At 70.6% G+C, this 20,468-nt stretch carries 17 protein-coding genes, 1 pseudogene and 1 riboswitch; of the genes and pseudogenes, 3 read left to right on the top strand and 15 right to left on the bottom strand.

Annotated elements, in window-relative coordinates; genetic code table 11:
* Positions 1-244: 244 nt before the first annotated feature.
* Positions 245-703 (top strand): hypothetical protein, encoded by a 459-nt coding sequence (locus tag HJD23_RS25265; RefSeq protein ID WP_171108347.1) that lies wholly within the window; start codon positions 245-247, stop codon positions 701-703.
* 94 nt (positions 704-797) lie between these two features.
* On the opposite strand, the gene HJD23_RS25260 is transcribed toward HJD23_RS25265, so the two are convergent.
* From HJD23_RS25260 to HJD23_RS25200, 13 genes are all read right to left on the bottom strand, one after another.
* Positions 798-2,180 carry an NAD(P)/FAD-dependent oxidoreductase gene (locus tag HJD23_RS25260; RefSeq protein ID WP_171108345.1) on the bottom strand — a complete coding sequence of 461 codons (1,383 nt, stop codon included), beginning with the start codon at positions 2,178-2,180 and terminating at the stop codon, positions 798-800.
* Positions 2,181-2,612: 432 nt separating this feature from the next.
* The gene (locus HJD23_RS25255; RefSeq protein WP_171108342.1) at positions 2,613-3,578 is read right to left on the bottom strand and encodes a Ppx/GppA phosphatase family protein; all 966 of its coding nucleotides are present in this window, start codon (positions 3,576-3,578) and stop codon (positions 2,613-2,615) included.
* Positions 3,575-4,120: a DUF501 domain-containing protein gene (locus tag HJD23_RS25250; protein WP_171108340.1), complete on the bottom strand. Its 546-nt coding sequence runs from the start codon at positions 4,118-4,120 to the stop codon at positions 3,575-3,577. The genes HJD23_RS25255 and HJD23_RS25250 overlap by 4 nt, the downstream gene beginning before the upstream one ends.
* 19 nt (positions 4,121-4,139) lie before the next feature.
* The gene (locus HJD23_RS25245; RefSeq protein ID WP_180685390.1) at positions 4,140-4,616 is read right to left on the bottom strand and encodes a septum formation initiator family protein; all 477 of its coding nucleotides are present in this window, start codon (positions 4,614-4,616) and stop codon (positions 4,140-4,142) included.
* 120 nt (positions 4,617-4,736) lie between these two features.
* Entirely contained in the window at positions 4,737-6,017 is a 1,281-nt protein-coding gene (gene eno, locus HJD23_RS25240; RefSeq protein WP_141311441.1) for a phosphopyruvate hydratase, read from the bottom strand.
* Positions 6,018-6,299: 282 nt separating this feature from the next.
* Positions 6,300-7,013 (bottom strand): transglycosylase family protein, encoded by a 714-nt coding sequence (locus HJD23_RS25235; RefSeq protein ID WP_171108334.1) that lies wholly within the window; start codon positions 7,011-7,013, stop codon positions 6,300-6,302.
* Between the two features lie 4 nt (positions 7,014-7,017).
* A riboswitch (cyclic di-AMP (ydaO/yuaA leader) is annotated at positions 7,018-7,197 on the bottom strand.
* A 206-nt stretch (positions 7,198-7,403) separates the two neighbouring features.
* A complete protein-coding gene (locus HJD23_RS25230; RefSeq protein ID WP_171108332.1) occupies positions 7,404-8,573 on the bottom strand; it encodes a transglycosylase family protein in 1,170 nt (389 codons plus the stop codon).
* 232 nt (positions 8,574-8,805) lie between these two features.
* On the bottom strand, positions 8,806-10,161 hold the full coding sequence (locus tag HJD23_RS25225; protein WP_240980812.1) for a cytochrome P450: 1,356 nt from the start codon (positions 10,159-10,161) through the stop codon (positions 8,806-8,808).
* 89 nt (positions 10,162-10,250) lie between these two features.
* The gene (locus tag HJD23_RS25220) at positions 10,251-11,267 is read right to left on the bottom strand and encodes a nucleoside triphosphate pyrophosphohydrolase (protein ID WP_277347779.1); all 1,017 of its coding nucleotides are present in this window, start codon (positions 11,265-11,267) and stop codon (positions 10,251-10,253) included.
* An 81-nt stretch (positions 11,268-11,348) separates the two neighbouring features.
* On the bottom strand, positions 11,349-11,993 hold the full coding sequence (locus tag HJD23_RS25215; protein WP_171108326.1) for a SurA N-terminal domain-containing protein: 645 nt from the start codon (positions 11,991-11,993) through the stop codon (positions 11,349-11,351).
* 195 nt (positions 11,994-12,188) lie between these two features.
* A complete protein-coding gene (locus HJD23_RS25210) occupies positions 12,189-13,673 on the bottom strand; it encodes a serine/threonine-protein kinase (RefSeq protein ID WP_197972303.1) in 1,485 nt (494 codons plus the stop codon).
* Positions 13,674-13,711: 38 nt separating this feature from the next.
* Positions 13,712-14,410, bottom strand: coding sequence for a hypothetical protein (locus HJD23_RS25205; protein ID WP_171108322.1), 699 nt, complete (start codon positions 14,408-14,410; stop codon positions 13,712-13,714).
* A gap of 193 nt (positions 14,411-14,603) precedes the next feature.
* The gene (locus tag HJD23_RS25200) at positions 14,604-16,835 is read right to left on the bottom strand and encodes an N-6 DNA methylase (RefSeq protein ID WP_171108319.1); all 2,232 of its coding nucleotides are present in this window, start codon (positions 16,833-16,835) and stop codon (positions 14,604-14,606) included.
* A 218-nt stretch (positions 16,836-17,053) separates the two neighbouring features.
* Between HJD23_RS25200 and HJD23_RS25195 the strand changes: the two genes are divergently transcribed.
* Both HJD23_RS25195 and HJD23_RS25190 read left to right on the top strand, forming a co-directional pair.
* Positions 17,054-17,740 (top strand): hypothetical protein, encoded by a 687-nt coding sequence (locus HJD23_RS25195; protein ID WP_171108316.1) that lies wholly within the window; start codon positions 17,054-17,056, stop codon positions 17,738-17,740.
* 334 nt (positions 17,741-18,074) lie between these two features.
* Positions 18,075-18,815, top strand: coding sequence for a hypothetical protein (locus HJD23_RS25190; RefSeq protein ID WP_171108314.1), 741 nt, complete (start codon positions 18,075-18,077; stop codon positions 18,813-18,815).
* A 61-nt stretch (positions 18,816-18,876) separates the two neighbouring features.
* Here the strand turns inward: HJD23_RS25190 and HJD23_RS25185 are convergent.
* Positions 18,877-19,619 (bottom strand): annotated as a pseudogene (locus tag HJD23_RS25185) (N-acetyltransferase).
* 71 nt (positions 19,620-19,690) lie between these two features.
* On the bottom strand, positions 19,691-20,410 hold the full coding sequence (locus HJD23_RS25180; protein WP_240980811.1) for an HNH endonuclease family protein: 720 nt from the start codon (positions 20,408-20,410) through the stop codon (positions 19,691-19,693).
* Between the last annotated feature and the right edge of the window lie 58 nt (positions 20,411-20,468).

Raw genomic sequence — 20,468 nt, 5'->3', positions numbered from 1 at the left:
CGAGTTTCCCTGTCACGGAAGGCCGTGGCATGACGGGCTTCGGGCGGCGGGCCGTAATGGACATATCCGCTTTCCCTACTTCATTCGGATGTGAACGGCCATGACTCGTCTTTCCCGCTTCCAGCGCCTCGCCCTGCTCACCGCTTCGACCACGGTGATCACCGGAGGTGCCCTCCTGCCGAGCACCGCGTTCGCCGCCCCGGCACCAGATACCACGAGCGTCGCCGTGGCTGAGGCGCGATGGGTGGAGACCAAGGACGCTCCGAGCGGCATCACCGCCCAGCTTCCCGAGAAAACCGAGGCCGAGAGGGTGCCTGGAGGTCGTACGTACATAGCGACGACCGACTCAACGGTCGTCCAGTTCTCGGTCACGGAAGCGCCCGGTATCAGTCAGAACGATCTCAAGATCATTCTCAAGGGCTACCTGATGGGCTACAACGAGACCGTGAAGTCCTCCGATGAGAAACTCACCAGTTCCAACGTCCGCAAGGGCACCACGGCCGACGGCCATCACACCCTCCATGCGGACGTCAGGTCCCCTGACGGCACCGTCGGCCACGTCGACTTGATCCTCGTGGACGATTACATGATCCAGACCGCGACGATCGGCATCGACGAAGAGCCGGACACCGTGAAATCGGACCACGAGAAGCTCGTCGACAGCATCCAGCTGCCCGCCGACAAGCGCGGCCAGGCCACCTGACCGCCAAAGCCTCGGAGCGCACACACGCCGAAGGGGCCGCCCGCACCACGGATGGCGGGCGGCCCCTTCCGGGGTGCTCAGGAGTGACCGGCGGTCAGGAGGCCTTCGCCTTCTCCCCGGTCTTGCTCGCGGCAGCGACCGGTGCCGGCTTCGCCGCCTCGTAGAACTCCTCGCGCGGAGACTCCAGGGCGCCGAGCGCGACGACCTCGCGCTTGAGGAACATGCCGAGCGTCCAGTCGGCGAAGACGCGGATCTTGCGGTTCCAGGTCGGCATCGCCATGCCGTGGTAGCCGCGGTGCATGTACCAGGCCAGGCGCCCGCGCAGCTTGATCTTCATCTTGCCCATGACGATCATCGCCACGCCCTTGTGCAGGCCGAGACCCGCCACCGCGCCCTTGTTGGCGTGGCTGTACTCCTTCTGCGGGAAGCCCCGCATCCCGGAGACCACGTTGTCGCCGAGCACCTTGGCCTGGCGCAGCGCGTGCTGGGCGTTCGGCGGGCACCAGGCGTTCTCCACGCCGGCCTTGCGGGCGGCGAGGTCGGGCACCTGGGCGTTGTCGCCCGCGGCCCAGATGTAGTCCGTGCCCTTGACCTGGAGCGTCGGCTCGCAGTCGATGTGACCGCGCGGGCCGAGCGGGAGGCCGTAGCGGGCCAGCGCCGGGTTCGGCTTGACGCCCGCCGTCCAGACCACGGTGTTGGCGTCGACCTCGAGGCCGTTCTTCAGCACCACGTGACCGTCGACGCAGGAGTCCATGGAGGTGGAGAGGTAGACCTCCACGCCCCGGCTCTCCAGGTGCTCCTTGCCGTACGTGCCGAGCTTGGGCCCGACCTCGGGAAGGATCTTGTCGGCGGCGTCGACGAGGATGAAGCGCATGTCCTCGCGGGACACGTTGGTGTAGTACTTGGCCGCGTCCCGGGCCATGTCCTCGACCTCACCGATGGTCTCCGCACCGGCGAAGCCTCCGCCGACGAAGACGAAGGTGAGCGCCTTGCGGCGGATCTCCTCGTCGGTCGTGGAGTCGGCCTTGTCGAGCTGCTCGAGGACGTGGTTGCGCAGGCCGATGGCCTCCTCGATGCCCTTCATGCCGATGCCCTGCTCGGCGAGGCCGGGGATCGGGAAGGTGCGGGAGACCGCGCCGAGCGCTACGACGAGGTAGTCGAAGGGAAGCTCGTACGCCTCGCCGACCAGCGGGGCGATGGTGGCGACCTTGCGGTCCTGGTCGATGGTGGTGACCCGGCCGGTGAGCACCTCCGCCTTGGGCAGCACGCGTCGCAGCGGGACGACGACGTGGCGCGGGGAGATGTTGCCGGCGGCGGTTTCGGGGAGGAAGGGCTGGTAGGTCATGTACGACCGGGGGTCGACGACCGTGACGGTCGCCTCGCCGTAGCGCATCTTCTTCAGGATGCGCCGAGCCGCGTACAGGCCTACGTACCCACCGCCTACTACGAGGATCCTGGGACGCTCCGTGGTGCTCATGCCATCGAGTATCCACCCGCCCTGGAGGGGTAGCTCGTGCGCCCCTTCACAAGCTTCCCCACGCCCTCTGCTACACTGCGCGGCCCGCGTGACCGAGATCATGGCGGCCGAGGGGAACCATCGTGTAGGGCCGACCGTTGTCAAGGCCGCGTGAGCTGCCTCTCTGGGGTTCTGAGCCCTCTGTGAGCGGGCCGAAACCCCGCTCCGGCGGGGAGACCCAGGAGCACCCTTACACCAGCCATCTGAACATGTTCAAGTGCGCGTTCACCCCTCGGAAGGGTCAACGGGCACCCATCCGTGGTCCGACGGGGCCGAATTCCTTGTGAAGAACTTCACGAACTTTCTTCGGCGGGCGTCTCCGAGGGGCCGCCGAGAGGGCCGGAAGGCCCCCTCGGACGCGCTCATACGCCGGCCGACCTGCTCAGCCGATGGCTACTGACCAGTAGAAACGGCGTCCTCCGCCACCTTGAACGCGATGCCGTCCAGGATGTCGTGCTCGCTCACCACGACCTCCCCGGCGCCGATCCGTTCCATGATCGAGAGCAGCACCAGCGCTCCCGCCGCGATGACGTCGACTCGCCCCGGATGCATGGAGGGTACGGCCGCACGCTCGGCGTGGGTGGAGTGCAGAAGCCAGTCGGTGATCTCGCGGACCCGGTCCAGGGTGACCCGGGAGTGGTGGATGCGGGTCGAGTCGTACTCGGGCAGGTCCTGGGCGATCGCCGACACCGTGGTGACCGAACCGGCGAGCCCCACCAGCGTCTTCGCCTCCCGCAGCGGCACCGTCCGCTCGGCGAGGTCGAGGGCCGCCTCGATGTCGGCCCGCATCGCCGCGATCTGCTCCTCGGAGGGCGGGTCGGAGACGACGCCGTCGCGGACCAGGTGACGCTCGGTCATCCGCACGCAGCCGACGTCCACGGAGCGCGCCGCGCGGACGTGCTCCTCGCCGACGACGAACTCGGTCGACCCGCCGCCGATGTCCACCACGAGGTAGGGCTTGGGCAGGTGATCGTGCTCCGCCAGCTCCTTCGTCGCGCCCGTGAAGGAGAACTCGGCCTCCTGGTCCCCGGTGACGACCTCGGGCTCGACACCCAGGATGTCCATGACCCCGCGCACGAACTCGTCCCGGTTCTCGGCGTCCCGGGAGGCGGACGTGGCGACGAAGCGGAGCCGCTCGGCGCCGTGCTCCTTGATGATCGCCGCATAGTCGCGGCAGGCGGCGAAGGTGCGCTCCAGCGCCTCGGGGGCGAGCCGGCCCGTACGGTCGACGCCCTGGCCGAGGCGCACGATGGTCATACGGCGGTCCAGATCGACGAGTTCCCCGGTGGCCGGGTCGGCATCGGCGACGAGGAGCCGGATGGAGTTCGTACCGCAGTCGATGGCGGCCACACGGGTCACTGGTCGTCCTCCTCGTTCGCCCCGGAGTCCGCCACGGACACACACGGCCCCTTGCGCCACCACTCCGGCAGCATGGCCAGGGCCTCGTCGCCGAGCGGGTTCACGCCCGGCCCGGCCGCCAGGGAGTGGGCGACCAGCACGTGCAGGCACTTCACCCGGTCCGGCATGCCGCCAGCGCTCGGAAAGCCCTTCAGCTCCTCGATCTCGTCCCGGCGCCGGATGTAGTCCTCGTGCGCGGCGCGGTACGCGGCGGCGAGCTCCGGGTCGGTCTCCAGCCGGGCCGTCATCTCCTTCATCACGCCCTCGGCCTCCAGTGTGCCGATGGCGGACGAGGCCCGCGGGCACGTCAGGTAGTACAGCGTCGGGAAGGGAGTGCCGTCGGGCAGCCGCGGGGCGGTCTCCACGACGTCCGGCTGCCCGCACGGGCACCGGTGCGCGATCGCGCGCAGTCCGCGCGGCGGCCGCCCGAGCTGCTGCTTGAAGGCCTCGACGTCCGCGTCGGTGGGCTCGGTGCGCGGGGTGGGCGGCGGGGGCGTTTGCATGACGTTCTTTCTCTTGTGGTCACTGGTCGGAGGCGTCCGACTTGTCGACGCCGTCCCAGACGTTCGTGTACCAGGGGCGGTCGGCCACACCCAGGTCGGTGCGCGACTGCTTGACCGCGTCCGGGTCGATCATGATGTAGCCGGTCTCGTCGGGCATGACGTAGTGCAGCCGCTCACGGATCTGCTGCTCCGCGTACGCGTCGTCCTGCCAACGTGCCTTGAGATCGCGCAGTTCCTCGACCCGCTGCCGGGCCTGTTCCTTCTGCCGCTGCAGGTCGGCGATCTCGGCGCGCTGGGCGACGTACTGCCTTATCGGGTAGGCGAGGGCGACGACCAGGGAACAGACGACGAGGGCGAGCAGGGCGGCGCGGCCGGTGAGCCGGGAGCGGCGGGCCTGGCGGCGGGTCTGCGAACGGTAGACGCGGGCCGCCGTCTGCTCGCCGAGCAGACGGATCCTGGTCGCGGTGGAGAAACGGTCCCGGTCTCTCACGGCCATCTGGCTTCCGCCTCCCGTCCACGCGCGTACGTCCCCGCACACGGTACGGGACCGGGTACGGGGACGTACGTACGACGCTGCCTACTGGTGTCAGCCAGGGTGTCGGCCGGGTGTCAGCTGTCAGCCCTTGAAGCGGGGGAACGCGCTGCGGCCGGCGTACACCGCGGCGTCGTCGAGGATCTCCTCGATGCGCAGCAGCTGGTTGTACTTGGCGACGCGCTCGGAGCGGGCCGGGGCGCCGGTCTTGATCTGGCCGCAGTTGGTGGCGACGGCGAGGTCGGCGATCGTGACGTCCTCGGTCTCGCCGGAGCGGTGGGACATCATGCACTTGAAGCCGTTGCGCTGGGCCAGCTCGACGGCGTCCAGCGTCTCGGTCAGCGAGCCGATCTGGTTGACCTTGACCAGCAGGGCGTTGGCCGCGCCCTCCTCGATGCCGCGGGCGAGGCGCTCGGGGTTGGTGACGAACAGGTCGTCGCCGACGAGCTGGACCTTGTCACCGAGCTTGGCGGTGATGGTCTTCCAGCCCTCCCAGTCGTCCTCGAACAGCGGGTCCTCGATGGAGACCAGCGGGTACGCCTCGACCAGCTCGGCGTAGTACTCGGTCATCTCGGTGGCCGAGCGCTCCTTGCCCTCGAAGACGTAGACGCCGTCCTTGTAGAACTCGGACGCGGCCACGTCGAGCGCGAGGGCGATCTGCTCGCCGGGGGTGTAGCCGGCCTCCTTGATGGCCTCGAGGATGAGGTCGAGGGCGGCGCGGTTGGAGTCCAGGTTCGGGGCGAAGCCGCCCTCGTCGCCGAGGCCGGTGGCCAGGCCCTTGCTCTTCAGGACCTTCTTCAGGGTGTGGTAGACCTCGGCGCCCCAGCGCAGGGCCTCGGAGAAGGACTCCGCGCCGATCGGGGCGATCATGAACTCCTGGATGTCCACGTTGGAGTCGGCGTGCGAGCCGCCGTTCAGGATGTTCATCATCGGCACCGGCAGCAGGTGCGCGTTGGGGCCGCCCAGGTAGCGGAAGAGGGGGAGGTCGCTGGCCTCGGAGGCGGCGTGCGCGACGGCGAGCGAGACGCCGAGGATGGCGTTGGCGCCGAGGGAGCCCTTGTTGTCGGTGGCGTCCAGGTCGAACATCGCCTGGTCGATCAGGCGCTGCTCGGTGGCGTCGTAGCCGACCAGCTCCGGCCCGATCTGCTCGATGACGGCCAGGACGGCCTTCTCGACGCCCTTGCCGAGGTAACGGTTGGGGTCGCCGTCGCGGAGTTCGATGGCCTCGAAGGCGCCCGTGGAGGCGCCGGACGGGACGGCGGCACGACCCGTGCTGCCGTCGTCGAGGCCGACCTCGACCTCGACCGTGGGGTTGCCTCGGGAGTCCAGGATTTCCCGGGCTACGACGACGTCGATGGACGGCACGAGCATCTCCTTCGTGGATGTGACGCGGTTGAGCAGGACCGCAGCGGCTCTGCGAGACGAGCCTAACCGGCTCCGTGCGATCGGCCAGCCGGTCGCCCACCCCGTGGACGGAACCGAGAGTAAATTGTTTCCGAACGGAACAAAGACGCCGGTGCGTAACGGTGACACAAAAAGCCCCGCCCCGGTGCGTACGGGGGAACACGCACCGGGGCGGGAAGCCCGTGGGGAACGGGGGAGGAACCCTCACGGGGGTCAGCCCCTCGGACCGTAGCTGGACCCGTGTTACTTCAGGTGCAGCTGCTGGCCCGGGTAGATGAGGTCGGCGTCCTCGACGATGTCCTTGTTCAGCTCGAACAGCTTCTCCCAGCCGCCCTTGACGTCGTGCTCGGCGGCGATGGTGCTGAGCGAGTCGCCCTCGACGACCTTGTACTCGCCGTCGCCCTTCTTGACCTTGCCGCCGGTCGGGGTGGTGACCGTCTCCTTCGCGGCCGGACGCTCCTGCGAGCGGGAGGCCGACTGCTGCTCGGTCGCACGCGTGCTGGTCTCGGTGCTCTGCTGGGTGCTCTCCTGCTTGGTGCTCTGCGAGGAGCCGCTGCCGGCGGAGCCGCCGCCGGTGTAGGTGGCGTTCGACAGGCCCTTGCCGCAGTGCGGCCAGGCGCCCTTGCCCTGACCCGCGAGCACCTTCTCGGCGATCTGTATCTGCTGCGCCTTGGTGGCCCGGTCGGCCGTGGCGGCGTACTGCGTACCGCCGTACGCGGCCCAGGTCGAGGCGGAGAACTGCAGGCCGCCGTAGTAGCCGTTGCCGGTGTTGATGGACCAGTTGCCGCCGGACTCGCACTGGGCGACCGCGTCCCACTCGGAGGCGGTGGCGGCGGAGGCGTTGCCGGCCGCCATCAGCGGGGCGGCGACGGCGGCGGCGCCGGTGACGCCGACGGCGGCGATGGCGCGAGCGGTCTTGGACGGACGACGGTGCTTGCCCTTGCCGGAAAACAGCATGGTTGGATCCCCTCACCGACGCCTGCGAGGTGAGCTGTCGGGTTCGGGCCGGTTGAGTTGCCCGGCCACACCTCCGTCGGAGGCGTGGCTTCACCCCAAGCCGGTTCCGGCGCTGAGTCGCCTCAACTGCCGGGCCCGGCACTTACCTTGGGTCCCCCGCTCCTGCCTACGGCGCTTGACGCGACGACTGTTCCCGGGCAGCCGCTGGCAGGATTCGGCGTTGCGGCAACCGGGGCTCGTGTTGGCGAGCGGTCATGACCGTAGACACGCGATCGGCGGAATTTCAAAGACGATCAGGGCTTCTGAGACTCATCCCACACTTTCGCCAAACCGGACATTCGGCTCGAAGTGTGACGTGAACTCCCGCTGTTCGTGGGCCGTTTCCCGCACCTACTCGCCGGCCGACTCGACGCCGACATCCAGCGTCTGACCGGGGAGGATGAGGTCCGGGTCGGCGCCGAGGGAGTCCTTGTTCTCGGCGTAGAGGGTGGACCATCCGCCCTGCACACCAAGGGAGTCGGCGATCCCCGAGAGGCTGTCGCCCTCCCGGACGGTGTATGAACCGTCGCCTGCCGCACGGGTGGTGGCACCACTGCGCGAGGCGTGCCGCCCGGAGGATTCGACGGTACGACCGCCCGCCGCATCCTCGTTCGCGCTGCCCCCGCGGTGCTTGCCGATGCCGAGGAGAGCGCCCGTGTCGGTGAGGTTCGAGGTGCTTGGCGTGCTCGATGACACGTCAGGAGACGAGGAGAATGGGAGGGATTCGCCCGATTCGGGGGATTGGCTGAACCCGGGGAATGTGGGGGATGCGGGGGATGCGGGGGATCCGCTGGACTCGGACCCGGAGGAGGGGGTGGAGGCGCCGGAAGGGGTGGAGGGGGTGGAGGAGGTGGAGCCGGAGGACGGGGTGGATTCGGCCGATTCGGCCGATTCAGCGGATTCGGTGGGATTGATCGAATTCGTGGGTGCATCAGATCCGTTGGGCCCATTGGAACTGTTGGAGCCATTGGACCCGTTGGCCCCACTTGAGCCGTCGGGACTGCCGGTGCCACCGGAGTAGGAGCCACCGGGCGAGTTGGACAATCCAAGCGAGTTGGACAGAATGCCTGAAACGTCGGATCTCGTATCCAACGGAGTGCTCGACGCGTCACCGGCCACACCCGTGTCGACCCGGGCCGACGCGGAGTCCGTGTCGAGCCCCACGAGCGGACCGCAGGTCGCCCACGCGCCGACACCCTGGTCCGCGAGGACCTTCTCGGCGACGGCGATCTGCTGCGAACGGCTGGCCCGGTCCGCGCTCGCGGCGTAGGTGAGGCCGCCGTACTTCTCCCAGTCCGCCTGGGAGAGTTGGAGCCCGCCGTAGTACCCGTTACCCGTGTCGGCACTCCAGGAGCCACCGGTCTCGCACTCCGCGACCCGGTCCCAGGTCGTCCCGCTGGCCGCGCTCGCGCCGGTGGCGCCGAGGAGGGGAATGGCGATGGCTGAGCCGGTCACACCGGCGGCGACGACGAGAGCGGGTGCCTGGCGGGGGCGACGGTGACGACCGTTCCCGGAGAGCATGCGGGGGCCTTTCGCGAGACAGCAAGGACCTGCGGGGCGCCGATGGTGGGGTGCCGCGCTGATGGGTGAACGTATCGGCAGACGATCACTTGTCACAAGTTAATGCCGCGCAGATCACGTGAAGATCACAGAATTGAACGCGTGTCATGTTTGCGCTGGTGACTTGCGCTTGCGTCCCGCCGCTTGTGCCCCCCGGCGTGCCCCGCTTGTGCCCCGCGTGTGTGCCGGTCGGCTACGGCACGGGGGTGAACTCCACCGGCAACGTCCGCAGCCCCCGCATGATGAGCCCGCCGCGCCACCGCAGTTCGCCCGGATCCACCGCGAGTCGCAGGTCCGGCAGGCGGGTGAGGAGGGTGGCGAGCGCGGTCTGGCCCTCCAGGCGGGCGAGGGGCGCGCCGAGGCAGTAGTGGATGCCATGGCCGTAGCCGAGGTGCTGGTTGTCACGGCGGGCGAGGTCGAGGGTGTCCGGGTCCGCGAACCGCTCCGGATCCCGGTCGGCGGCGGCGAGTACGACGAGGACGGGATCGCCGGGTGCGATGTCCTGGCCGCCGATGGTGAGCGGCTGCGTGGCGAACCGCCAGGTGGCGAGCTCTACGGGGCCGTCGTAGCGGAGGAGTTCCTCGACGCCGGTTGCGAGCAGGGCGCGTTCGCCCCGGGCGAGGGACTGCTGGAGGCGGGTGCGTTGCCCGGGGTGGGTGAGGAGGGCATAGGTGCCGTTGCCGATGAGATTCACGGTGGTCTCGAAACCGGCGAACAGCAGGATGAAGGCCATGGCCGCCGCCTCGTTCTCGGTGAGGTGCTCGCCGTGGTCCGAGGCGCGGATGAGGCCGGAGATGAGGTCCTCGCCCGGGGTGGGTTCGGCGGGGAGCGCTTCGCGCTTGCGATGGATCAGCTCGGAGAGGTAGCCGCGCATCATCTTCACCGACCGCGCGACCCCGCCCCGCGGGCCCCCGCCGTGCCGGATCATCATGCCCGCCCAGTCCCGGAAGTCGTCCTGGTCCTCGCGGGGGACGCCGAGCATGTCGCAGATGGCGTAGATGGGGAGCGGGAAGGCGAACTCGTGGATGAGGTCGGCGGAGCCGTTGCGCGCGAACCGGCCGATGAGGTCGTCGGTGAGCTCCTGCACGCGCGGCGCGAACTCGGCGACACGGCGCGGTGTGAACGCCTTCGACACGAGCCGCCGCAGCCGGGTGTGGTCCGGCGGATCGATGTTGAGCAGATGCGTCATCAACTCGGCCTTGCGCTCACCGGGGATCCCTGTCTTCCCCTTGGCGTGCGCGGGCTCGTCGTGGTGCGCGGGATTCTTCGACAGCCGCTGGTCGGCGAGGGCCTGCTTGGCGTCGGTGTATCGGGTGACCAGCCAGGCCTCCACCCCGCTGGGCAGCTTCGTCCTGTGCACGGGGGCGTGCTCGCGGAGCCAGGCGTAGGCGGGGTAGGGGTCGGTGGCGAACTCCCAGGTGAAGAGCTCGGGCGCCGGGGTGGGGTTGGGCGTGGGCGCCGGGGTGGGCTTGGCCGTGGGTGTGGGCGTGGGCCTGGGTGTGGGCGTGGGCCTGGGTGTGGGCGTGTCGGGGTGGTGCTGGTCGGTCACTCCTTGACGGTATCCGGAGGGGTGGGGGGATCGCCGGGCGTGGGTCGCGCCGCAATGCACGCTCAGTTGACCGGCTGGCAGGTCGCTCCTCAGGTCTTCCTGGCCGCCTCCGTCTCCATGATCGTGTCCCGATAGGCCCGGGCCGCCGCCCGCAGTGCCGCCTCCGGGTCCACGCCCTCCGCCTCGGCGCGTATCGCCAGCGTCAGCAGCTCGTACCCCATGCCCTCGCCCGTCGGCAGTGGCACGTCCAGTCCCGCCGTGCGCACGCGGGACGCCAGCTTCGCCGCGAGGGCCAGGCCGGGCTGGTGCAGCGGGATGCCCTCGGTCACCGAGGTCCGCTGCTTCTCCTGGGCCTTCGTGCGCAGCCAGTGTTCCTTGACCTCCTCGGGGGTGGAGGCGGTCTCCTCGCCGAAGACATGCGGGTGGCGGTGGATGAGCTTGGCGACGATGGTGGCCGCGACGTCGTCGATGGAGAAGGGGGCGTCCGGGTCCTCCTGGGCTATCCGGGCGTGGAAGACGACCTGGAGGAGGACGTCGCCCAGTTCCTCGCGGAGTTCGTCGCGGTCGCCGTCCTCGATCGCCTCGACGAGTTCGTAGGCCTCCTCGATGCCGTACTTCGCCAGGCCCTGGTGGGTCTGCCGGGACGACCACGGGCATTCGGCGCGGATGCGGTCCATGACCTGGATGAGGTCGAGCAGGCGGGCGCCGGGCAGGTCGTAGGAGGCGGGGAGCAGCTCCAGCTCCGGCATACGGAACCGCCCGCTGCCGGCGAGCCGCGCCAGGCCGTCCGTCAGGACCGGCTCGCCCTCACCGGTGGCGACGACGACCACCGTCCGTCCGCCCGCGCACACCTCGACCAGCTCCTCGGCGGTCGGCGAGGCCTCCTCCACCGATATCCCCGCCTCCCGCAGATACGGCAGCTGCGGATGCGCCCCGTCCGCGCACAGCACCCGGTCTGCGGCGTGCAGCGCCTGCCACGCGGGCCAGGAGAGCAGGCCGGGGGCGACGCGGTGGCTGGTGGTGAGCAGGACGATACGGCCGGGGTCGGGGTGGGTGGTCCCACCCCGAGCGGCGTCAGGAGCGCTGTCGAAGCTGGTTGCGTTCACGATCCGAACGTAACCCACACCGCCGACAAGCCCGTGAGTTATCCACAGGCGTGGGTGCGATCATCGGATGAACGTAGCGCGCTATGCCGTTTGCTCACCCTGCCCCGCCGTGACTTCTCGCACCCACGGCGTCTTCGCGTCCATGCGGCTGCTCTTCTGGACGTCCCAGCTGCCGTACCGCGGGTTGAGGTCGACGTTCAGCTTCTGGGAGGCGTCGGAGAGGGCCTTCCAGAAGGCCGGCTGGCTGGTGTCGGTGCCGAGCTTCGCGGCGAGCTTCTGGGCCTCCAGCTGGAGGCGGAGGTTCTCCTCCAGACGCTGCGGAGCCACGCCGTACTGCTGCAACCAGGTCGTCTCCAGCGCCTTCGCGCCGCCGACCTGCTCCTGAAGCCCGTCCCGCATCTCCTGGACCTCCTTGCGGCTGACGGAGATGCCCGCGTCCTGGGCGGCGCGGTGCAGCACCCGGTCGAGGACCATGCCGTGCAGGGTGTCACGGGTCAGGCTGCCGGTCTTGGCGATCACCTGCGCGTACTGCGTCTCGTCGTCCACCGCCGCCCGCTGCGCCGCGCGCACCTCGTTGACCCGGGTTTCCAGCTGCGCAACGGTGATCCGCTGACCGCCGACGACGGCCGCCGCGCCCGGATGCGCGTCGTTTCCGCAGGCGGTCAGGGCGGGGGCCGCGGCGATCGCGGCGGACAGGAGGAGCGCGGTGCGGCGACGGCGGTGCAAAGGAAGCCTCCCGAGGAGATTGCAATAACAGGTGCGGCGCGGAGCGCCTCCACCAGGGGTGGTGGTCGGGCGACGGGCGGGCGCACAAAGTCTTGCGATGATCGATGGTAGGCAGCAGCCCAGCTTTGGCCAACCCATTCGACCAACGATTCACCTGGACTTCGGGCACCGCCGCGCCACCTGGCCGCAGGGGGACTACCCGCGCACCTGTCCCAACCACTGCAACGTCCGCCGCACCTCCACCGCCAGCGGATGCCCCGACCCGTTCAGCCGTTCGACGTCGTGCAGCAGTCGCACCAGCGTGTCGTGCGCGGCGGCACGGTCGCCGAGGGAGAGCAGGAGGTGCCCCATGCGGCGGCGGACCTCGTGGGCGAGCTCGGGGTCGCCGGAGACGTACTGGTTCTCGTAGTACGGCAGCAGCGTCCGGTACGCCGCCAGCGCCGACGCCGGTTCGCCGAGCTGCTCCAGGCACTGGGCGGCCTCGTAGCGGAACCGCAGGGCCTGCGGGTCAGCCTGGCCGGCCTCGGCGGCGCGTTCGTCGGCGAGGCGGCGCAGCTCGGGGAGCGCGCGCCGGTACTGGCCGTCGTCCATGAGTGTGGCGGCGTACTGCTTGCGCAGTGTGCGCACCACCGGGGAGTGCTCGCCGTGCTGCTCGGCCGCGGTCGGCAGGATCGCGCCGAGGATGTCGACGGCCTGGGTGATACGGCCCTCCCCGAGGAGGCGCTTGACCTCGTCGACGGCGCTCGCGACGTCCGGTTTCCCGGCGACCGGCGCCACGGGGGCGGGCTGGGGCGCGGGCGTGCGCGCGCGATCCGGCCACGGGGCGTGCGGGCGCAGGAAGGGGCGCGTGGGGTCGAGGGGTGCACCGCTGGGGGTCCCGCGCGCGGGCAGCAGCAGCGCCAGGTCCTCGTACACCTCCTGCGCGGAGCCCGGCCGGTGCTGGGGGTCCTTGGCGAGCAGCCGCAGGACCAGGGCTTCGAGCGCCTCGGGAACCTCGGGGCGGATCCGGCGCACGGGCAGCGGGGGCTCGTACAGGTGCCGGTGCAGCACTCCGAGCGCCGTGGAGCCCACGAACGGCACCTCGCCACTGAGGAGTTCGTGCATCAGTACGCCGAGCGCGTACAGGTCCGTGTACGGGCCGACCGCGCCGCCCATCGCCTGCTCGGGCGCCATGTACGCGGGCGAGCCGATCGGCGAGCCGGTGTGCGTCAGGCGCGTGGTGTCGGTGTCCATGACCGAGGCCACGCCGAGGTCGAGGACCGTGACCGTGCCGTCCTGCTTCACCATCACGTTGCGCGGCTTGAGGTCGCGGTGCACGATCGGCACGGCGTGCACGGCGCTCAGTACGGCGCACAGTTGCGCGGCGACCGCTACCGCCCACTGCCATGGGTACGGGTCGTGCTCGGCGAGATGGTCGGAGAGGTCGGCGCCGTCGACGTACTGCATGACGAGGAACAGTTCCTCGCCCTCGCTGCCCGCGTCGTGCACGGTCACCAGCCCCGGGTGGTCGACCTGCGCGGTCACCCGGCACTCGCGCACGAAGCGCCGCCGCAGTTCGTCGGCCTCCTGCCCGGCCACCTTGTCGGGGCGCAGCAACTTCACCGCCACGCGCCGGTCCAGCCGCTGGTCGTACGCCGTCCAGACCTGGCCCATGCCGCCCTGCCCGATGAGCGTGGCCAGTTCGTAGCGGCCGGCGACGACACGTCCTGTCGCCACGGTCACCTTCCGCCCTCGTGTTCGCCGTCGCGCTGACCGCCCTGTTTACGCAGGTAGTCGCTGAGCTCGTCCAGTTCGGCCCGCACCTGGTCGATACGCGCGGGCACGGGGCGCTGCGGGGGCGGTGTGGGTATCGGGGGGCGCGCGGAGGTGGGCCGGGGTGTCGGGGGCGGGGTGTGCGGGACCGCCGCGCCTTGCGGGAGCGGGGGCTGGGGGGCGTGCGGGGGTCTGTGAGGTGTGTGCGTGGTGGGCGGGGTGTGGGGTGTGTGCGGCGCGGCCGTCCCCGTGGTGTACGGCGTCGGCGGCTGCGGGTAGCCGTACGCCGGGGTCGGCCCCGGCGCGTACCCGGTGCCGTAACGGAGCTGGTGGAAGTGGCGTACCTCCGCGGCGAGGTAGTACGCGATCACCGCCACCAGCGTGCCCAGCAGCAGCGTGAGGCCGGTCCAGCCGCCCGCGGTGTGGATCTGCTCGCCGGATTCCGTACCGAGCAGCACGATGGCGAGGATGTCGATGGCCAGCACGGCCACGAACAGGCCCCAGTCCAGCGACCTGCGCGTGACGATGGCCAGGCGCAGCAGCATCGTCCAGGTCAGGAACCCGAGGCTGAGGATGGAGATCACCACGAACACCACACGCATGAGCACCAGCCACGCCGTCCGGGGCGGCTGCTTCACCGGCTGCGGGTAGCCGTGGCCATGCATGACTGCTCCTGGTGCCTGAAGTGCGCGTACCGAGTCGACCGGCGTCGGGCAACGCCAGTCGTGTGATGGTCGCTTCGAGCGTATAGGCCGACACCGACAACCGGTCCCGGGTTGTACCGAACCGTTGTCACACTGATCGGTTCGTACGATCTCGTGCCGTGCAGCGGCGGCGTGGGTGGCGTCGGCGGTGTGGTTACTCGGGCGCGACCGTGCCGTCCGTCAGGCCGTCGTACATCCCGCGCACGAGTTGCTCCCCGAGCCGGCTCGCATGCCTGAGCGCCCGCTCGAACCCGTCCACGGCGCGGAACCGGGCGCCGTAGCGCCGCTGTTCGTCGAGCGCGAGCCGGGGCAGTTGCAGGCGGCGCACGTCGAGGCGGGTGGCCGTGGAGGCGTAACTGCTGGCCTGGCGGTTGTTGGCGGTGCCGCGCAGGAACCCGGCGAGGAACCATGGATCGAGCGCCGTGGGATCGGGGCGCAGCAGGACGAGGTTGCGCCCCAGGGCGGCGCCGGCCGTCGCCTCGTCGATGACGCGCGCCACCGCGCCACCACCGAGCACCGGCACGACGACGTCCCCGGCCTCCGTCAGCACGGCCTCCTCGTCGCTCTCGGGAAGCGTCCCGGAGGGTGCGGTTCCGGCGAGGACGTCGTGGTCGGTGAGCACGGGCACGCGCGCGTGGCCGCCGTTTCCACCGGTACGCAACACCAGCGCGCCCCCGCGCGCGAGTTCGCCGACGGTGGTGAGCGGCCAGCGCGCGGGCGGTGCGGTGTGCGCGGGCGGCGGGGTGAGGTCGGAGGTCAGCCGGAGGGTCTCGCCGAGGCACTCGCGCACTGCCGTGAGCTGCTCGGCACCGTCGGCCGCGGTGGGCGGCGGCAGGTGCCGGGCCGGGGCGAAGTCGACGTCGTCGTCCAGGAGTTCGATGACCGGCACGGAACGCGCCAGCCCCGGCCGCTCCGCGAGCGCGCCCGCCCCGTCGAAGTCCCGCCAGGCGTCGAGCACGGCGTCACGCACGGCCCGCCAGTCGGGCCCGCCACGCCCCTCGGTCGCGAACTGCCCCGCGTCGGCCAGCAACACCTCCGGCTGCGCGAGCGCCTTCTCGGGCCTGCGCAGCACCCACAGCTGGAGGGGGATGTTGTACGGCGGTGCCGCCCCGACCGGCAACGCGATGACGGCGCGCAGGGCGCCGCGCCGCAGCAGATCGGCGCGGATGCGGCGGCCGGAGCGGCGGGATGCCGCGGCGGGCGGCATGAGCAGCACGGCGGTGCCGCTGTCCCTCAGCCGGGCGAGCGCATGCTGCACCCAGGCCAGCTCGGACTCGGTACGCGCGGGGAAGCCGTACTCCCACCGGGGGTCGTACGCCAGTTCGTCATGCCCCCAGTTGCGCTCGTTGAACGGCGGATGACACAGGACGGCGTCGGCGCGCAGCTCGGGGTGGGCGTCGGCGCGCAGGGTGTCGCCCACGGCACCGCGGACTGTGGCCCGACCGTGCAGCGCGAGCCGGAGCGCGGTGAGCGCGGCGAGCTCGGGGGCGCTGTCCTGGGCGTACAGCTCCTGGTCGGGGGCGGTGGCGACGGCGCGGAGCAGGGCGCCGGTGCCGCAGGCGGGGTCGAGGACGGTGCGGGCGGGGCCGACGAGGTCGGCCATGAGGCGGGCGAGGTCGGTGGGGGTGAGCGTGTACTGGCGGGGGTTGGCGTCGAGGTGCCGGCCGAGCAGGAACTCGAAGGTCTGACGGGCGCCCAGCTCGGCGGCGAGTTCGGCGGTGCCGCGGAGGAGAGGGGCGGAGGGGAGGAGGGCGGGGCCGTTGGGGGTGTGAACGGCGGGGGGTGTGTTCACAGGGATCGTGGCGCTCACGCCGGGTGCTGTGGCGGCGCTGGGCGTGTTGTGAACGGGTGCCGTGTGGTTCGCGTGAGACGCGGTGTTCACATCAGCTTGGGTGTCGGCGCCGGGTGTGGCGTGAACAGGGGGATCACCGTTCACAGTGGCACCGGCGCTCACGCCGGCCGACCGCGCCGCGCCACCGTGAACCCGTCGCCCACCGAACCGAGGCACGATCACCTGCTCCAGCGCCCCCGGCAACATCGCCGCCAGCCGCTCGTCGGAACCGGCGCTCACTTCCAGCCACACCGTGGGCCGGTCATGGATGAGCAGCAGCACACAACCGGCGTGCGTGAGCGCGACGACCGGGCCTTCGGGGTGGCCTGCGATGTGCTGCCAGACCCGTTCGCGCAGCGGGACTTCGGCGAGTTTGCCCTGGCGTCGCAGCCAGGCCTCGACTTCGGCGAGGGCGAAGGAGGGGCTGGTCTCGGTACCGCCGACCGGCGTGGGGAAGTCGGCGTGGCGGCGCCGCCAGTTGCTCACGGCGGCCCGGCCGACGCCGGCGAGCCGGGCGATTCCGGCGGCGGTCACCTCTGTCGTGTTGTCCTGCACCCGCCCGACTCCCCTCGTCCGGTGCTCACCCGGTGCTCATCCGGTGTGTGACGCCGAGCATAGCGGTGCTGCGGGAGATCCGCGCGTTCACGCCGTGTATAGATACCGCTCCGTGAATCGTGTTGACTCGGTTCACAGGCTCTGCTCTCATTGACCTCGCGAACGGGCCGACCGCCGGACCGGCGGCAGTCACCACGCACATCGGGAGGGGTACAGCCATGGGCATGACAGGGAAGCTAACGCTCGGTGCGGTCGTAGGCGTCGTCGTCATCGGTGCCGTCTCGGCGAACGCCGGTAACGGCAACGGCGGCGACTCCGGCAGCGGCAAGGGCGGCTCTCCGGCGTCCGCGCAGCGCAAGCCCGCCGGCGAGCAGGGCTCGGGAGCCGGGGAGGCCGCCGAGAAGAAGGCCTCGTTCGCGGGGGACGGCGACTTCCAGGTCGGTACCGACGTCAAGCCCGGCACGTACCGCACCACCGGGAACACCGACGGCATGTGCTACTGGGAGCGGGCCAAGGACGCCTCCGGCGAGATGGACTCGCTGCTGGCCAACGGCAACGTCAGCGGCACCGGTTACGTCACCGTCAAGGCGAGCGACAAGATCTTCAAGTCCAGCGGCTGCTCGGACTGGGAGGCCGTGGACCCGAAGGAGAAGGGTTCGCCCGCGACCGAGATGGCCGGCGACGGCGGCATGTTCGAAGTCGGCGCCGACATCGCTCCCGGCACCTACAAGTCCGTCGGCAACGCGGACGACATGTGCTACTGGGAGCGCGTCAAAGACGCCGAGCACTCCACGGACTCGATCATCGCGAACAACAACGTGAACGGCACGGCCGTCGTCACGATCAGGGCTTCGGACGCGTACTTCATGACGTCCGGCTGCCAGGACTGGAAGAAGACCGGCTGAGCCTGGTCGGGCAGAGGCGCGGGGGCGCAGCAGGTCGGGTGCTCCGCGCACCCGGCATGCCGATCACTCCGCCTGTGTCCCGACAGCACACCCGGCAATGCGGACCACTCCGCCTGTGCCCTGACAGCACACCCGGCAATGCGGGCCACTCCGTCTGTGCCCTGACAGCACACCCGGCATGCGGACCACTCCGCGTGTGCCTGACGGAACACCCGGTAGGTCGACAGGTCGACCACCCCGCGCGCCCCGCGTCCCCACGCACCGCCACCTCTCCGCAACACCCACCACCAGCGCGTCTGACCACGCGTCCCCTCATCACCGCCAAGGAACTCTCATGCGCCGTACCACCCTTGCCGCCCTCTGCCTCGCCGCCACCACCGCTGTCGGCCTCACCGGCTGTCTGCCCGGCCAGGACAAGGCGGACAGCAAGCCGGAACCGTTCGCCGGGCTGACCGGCGGTGAGATCGCCGATCGGGCCGTCGACGCCACGACCGCTGCCTCGTCGCTGCGCGTGACCGGTGACGTCCCCGACGACGAGGCCGGCGGCACGGTCCACCTGGACATGGCCCTGAACAAGCGGAACGAGTGCGCCGGCACCATGCGCCTGGATGACGGCAAGGCCGATCTGATCAAGACGGGCGACACCATCTACATGCGGTACGACGAGGCGTTCCTGCGCGCCCAGAGCAAGGGCGAGGCAGAGGCGGAGGTCGACGCGATGGTGGACATGCTGGCCGGGAAGTGGACGAAGACGTCCGCCACGGGTGAGGACGCCACGGACATCGCGAGCTTCTGCGACCTGGACACGATGCTCGGCGGCGCCGCGGACGTGAACTCGGACGCGACCCGCGGAAAGACCACCACCGTCGACGGCACACCGGCGATCATGCTGCAGGAGAAGGACGGCAAGGAGCGGTACACGGTGTACGTCGCCACCGAGGGCAAGCCCTATCTGCTGCGCGTCGACAGCACGTCGGCCGGCGACCGGAGCACCCTCACGTTCAGCGACTACGACGAGCCGGTCCCGGCGCAGAAGCCCTCCGGCGAGATCCTGGACCTCGACGAGCTGGGCTGAGCCAACCGCCCGATCCCAGCCCTGCGGCGATCCGAGGCCGCCCACCCTGGCCCGACTGGGCTCAAATAGCGTGCTGCATCCACACGTTGGGCTCGACATACACCGCGTACCCGCGCTCCGGTTCGCACCGCACCGGTGCCAGTGCCCCGGGTACCTCGATGTCGCCCGCCGTATCGAAGGGCAGCCCGGTCCAGCGGCGCCAGTCCTCCAGCGGGGCGGCCACCGTCATCGACGCCGGTGCCACGGAGTGGAGCGTGGCACCGGCCCGGGCGTGCACACGCAGCCAGGGGTCGTGCGGGAGCCCGTCGGGGCGCACCCGGCGGGCGTACTCCTCCATCGGCGTACGGGGTTCGAGGTGCTTGGCGCTGGGGCGGACGGGGGCGACGACCTCGCGGAAGCCGAGGGCGCGGGCGTTGTCGCGCATCGACGCGAGCATCCGGCCCGACAGGCCGAGGCCCTGGGCGTGCGGCGCCACGACGATCGAGACGGCGCTGACCGTGTCGGGGCGGACTCCACGGCGCAGGTCGGAGAACGCCCACACCAGCACCTCGTCCCAGCCCCGGCCGGGCAGTTCGCCGCGACCGTCGACGGCGAGCGCGAACGGAACGCTGTGCGCGTGCGCGACGACCTCACCGTGCTCGTCCTGGGCGAACTGCACGTACTGCGGCAGTTCGGCGGCGATCCGCGGGTAATGGCGCTGCCCACGGGGTCGTTGACGACGAACTCGGGCCAACTGTCGGCCATATCAAGCACTTGGTCGACCATGTCAGGCCGCTCGGCGAGGCTCGATATCTTCAGCTCCATACGTCAACGCTAAGCGGCGGTCCTGCCCCGACGGAACGGATTTTCCCCCCGGGCACGCCCCCTGCCCCGCCTCAGTCCGCGTGGAAGCGGGGCGGCGCCTGCGTGGGGTTGCCGCCGGTGGGCAGCCGTTGGCCGGGGCAGTCGGAAAGGACCCTCGTCATCGCGGACTTCTCGGCGGACGTCACCCACAGCCCGTACTTCTTCTTCACGGCGACCTGCGCGGCGACGTACATGCAGCGGTACGACCGGTTGGGTGGCAGCCAGGTCGCGGTGTCGCCGTCGCCCTTGGCGCGGTTGGTGCTCGCGTCGACGGCGATGAGGTTGAGGGGGTCGTTGGCGAAGGCTATGCGCTTGCTGGGGTCCCACTGCTGGGCGCCCTTCTGCCAGGCGTCGGAGAGGGCGACCACGTGATCGATGTCCACTTGGCTGCGGCCGCGCATGAAGGTGACGTCCTTGCCGGTGTAGGGGTCGGGGTCCAACGTCCCGGAAGCCACCTTGCAGCTGCCGTCGCTGAACTCCACGTCATCGAGGTCCCGTTTGAGTATGTCGTCGCGGGTGTCACAGCTGTTTGAGTCGGTGTCCGCCCAGGGTGAGCCGAATCGGTCCCGGTCGTATCCCGTCTTGGGCGCACGTCCCTTCACGGGCAGTGACTCCGCGGCCGCGAGGGCCGCGCTCCCACCGGTCGTCCCCTCCGGTCCACCGGTGCCGGTGGTCTGCTCCGTGCAGCCGGCCACGGCGAACAGCGCTGCAGCCGCAGCGGCGGCCACGGCCCCGCCCCTCAGACGCATCACGGTGCGCCCCTCCCCTTGCCTTGCTTGTTCCGCCGCCCGTCCCGCCCGTGCACGGGCG

Source organism: Streptomyces sp. Z423-1, assembly GCF_013009255.1.
In the GTDB taxonomy this organism is placed as follows: Bacteria; Actinomycetota; Actinomycetes; order Streptomycetales; family Streptomycetaceae; genus Streptomyces; species Streptomyces gossypiisoli.
Note: the sequence above shows the minus strand (reverse complement) of the source record. Positions and strands in the feature narration are given on the sequence as shown.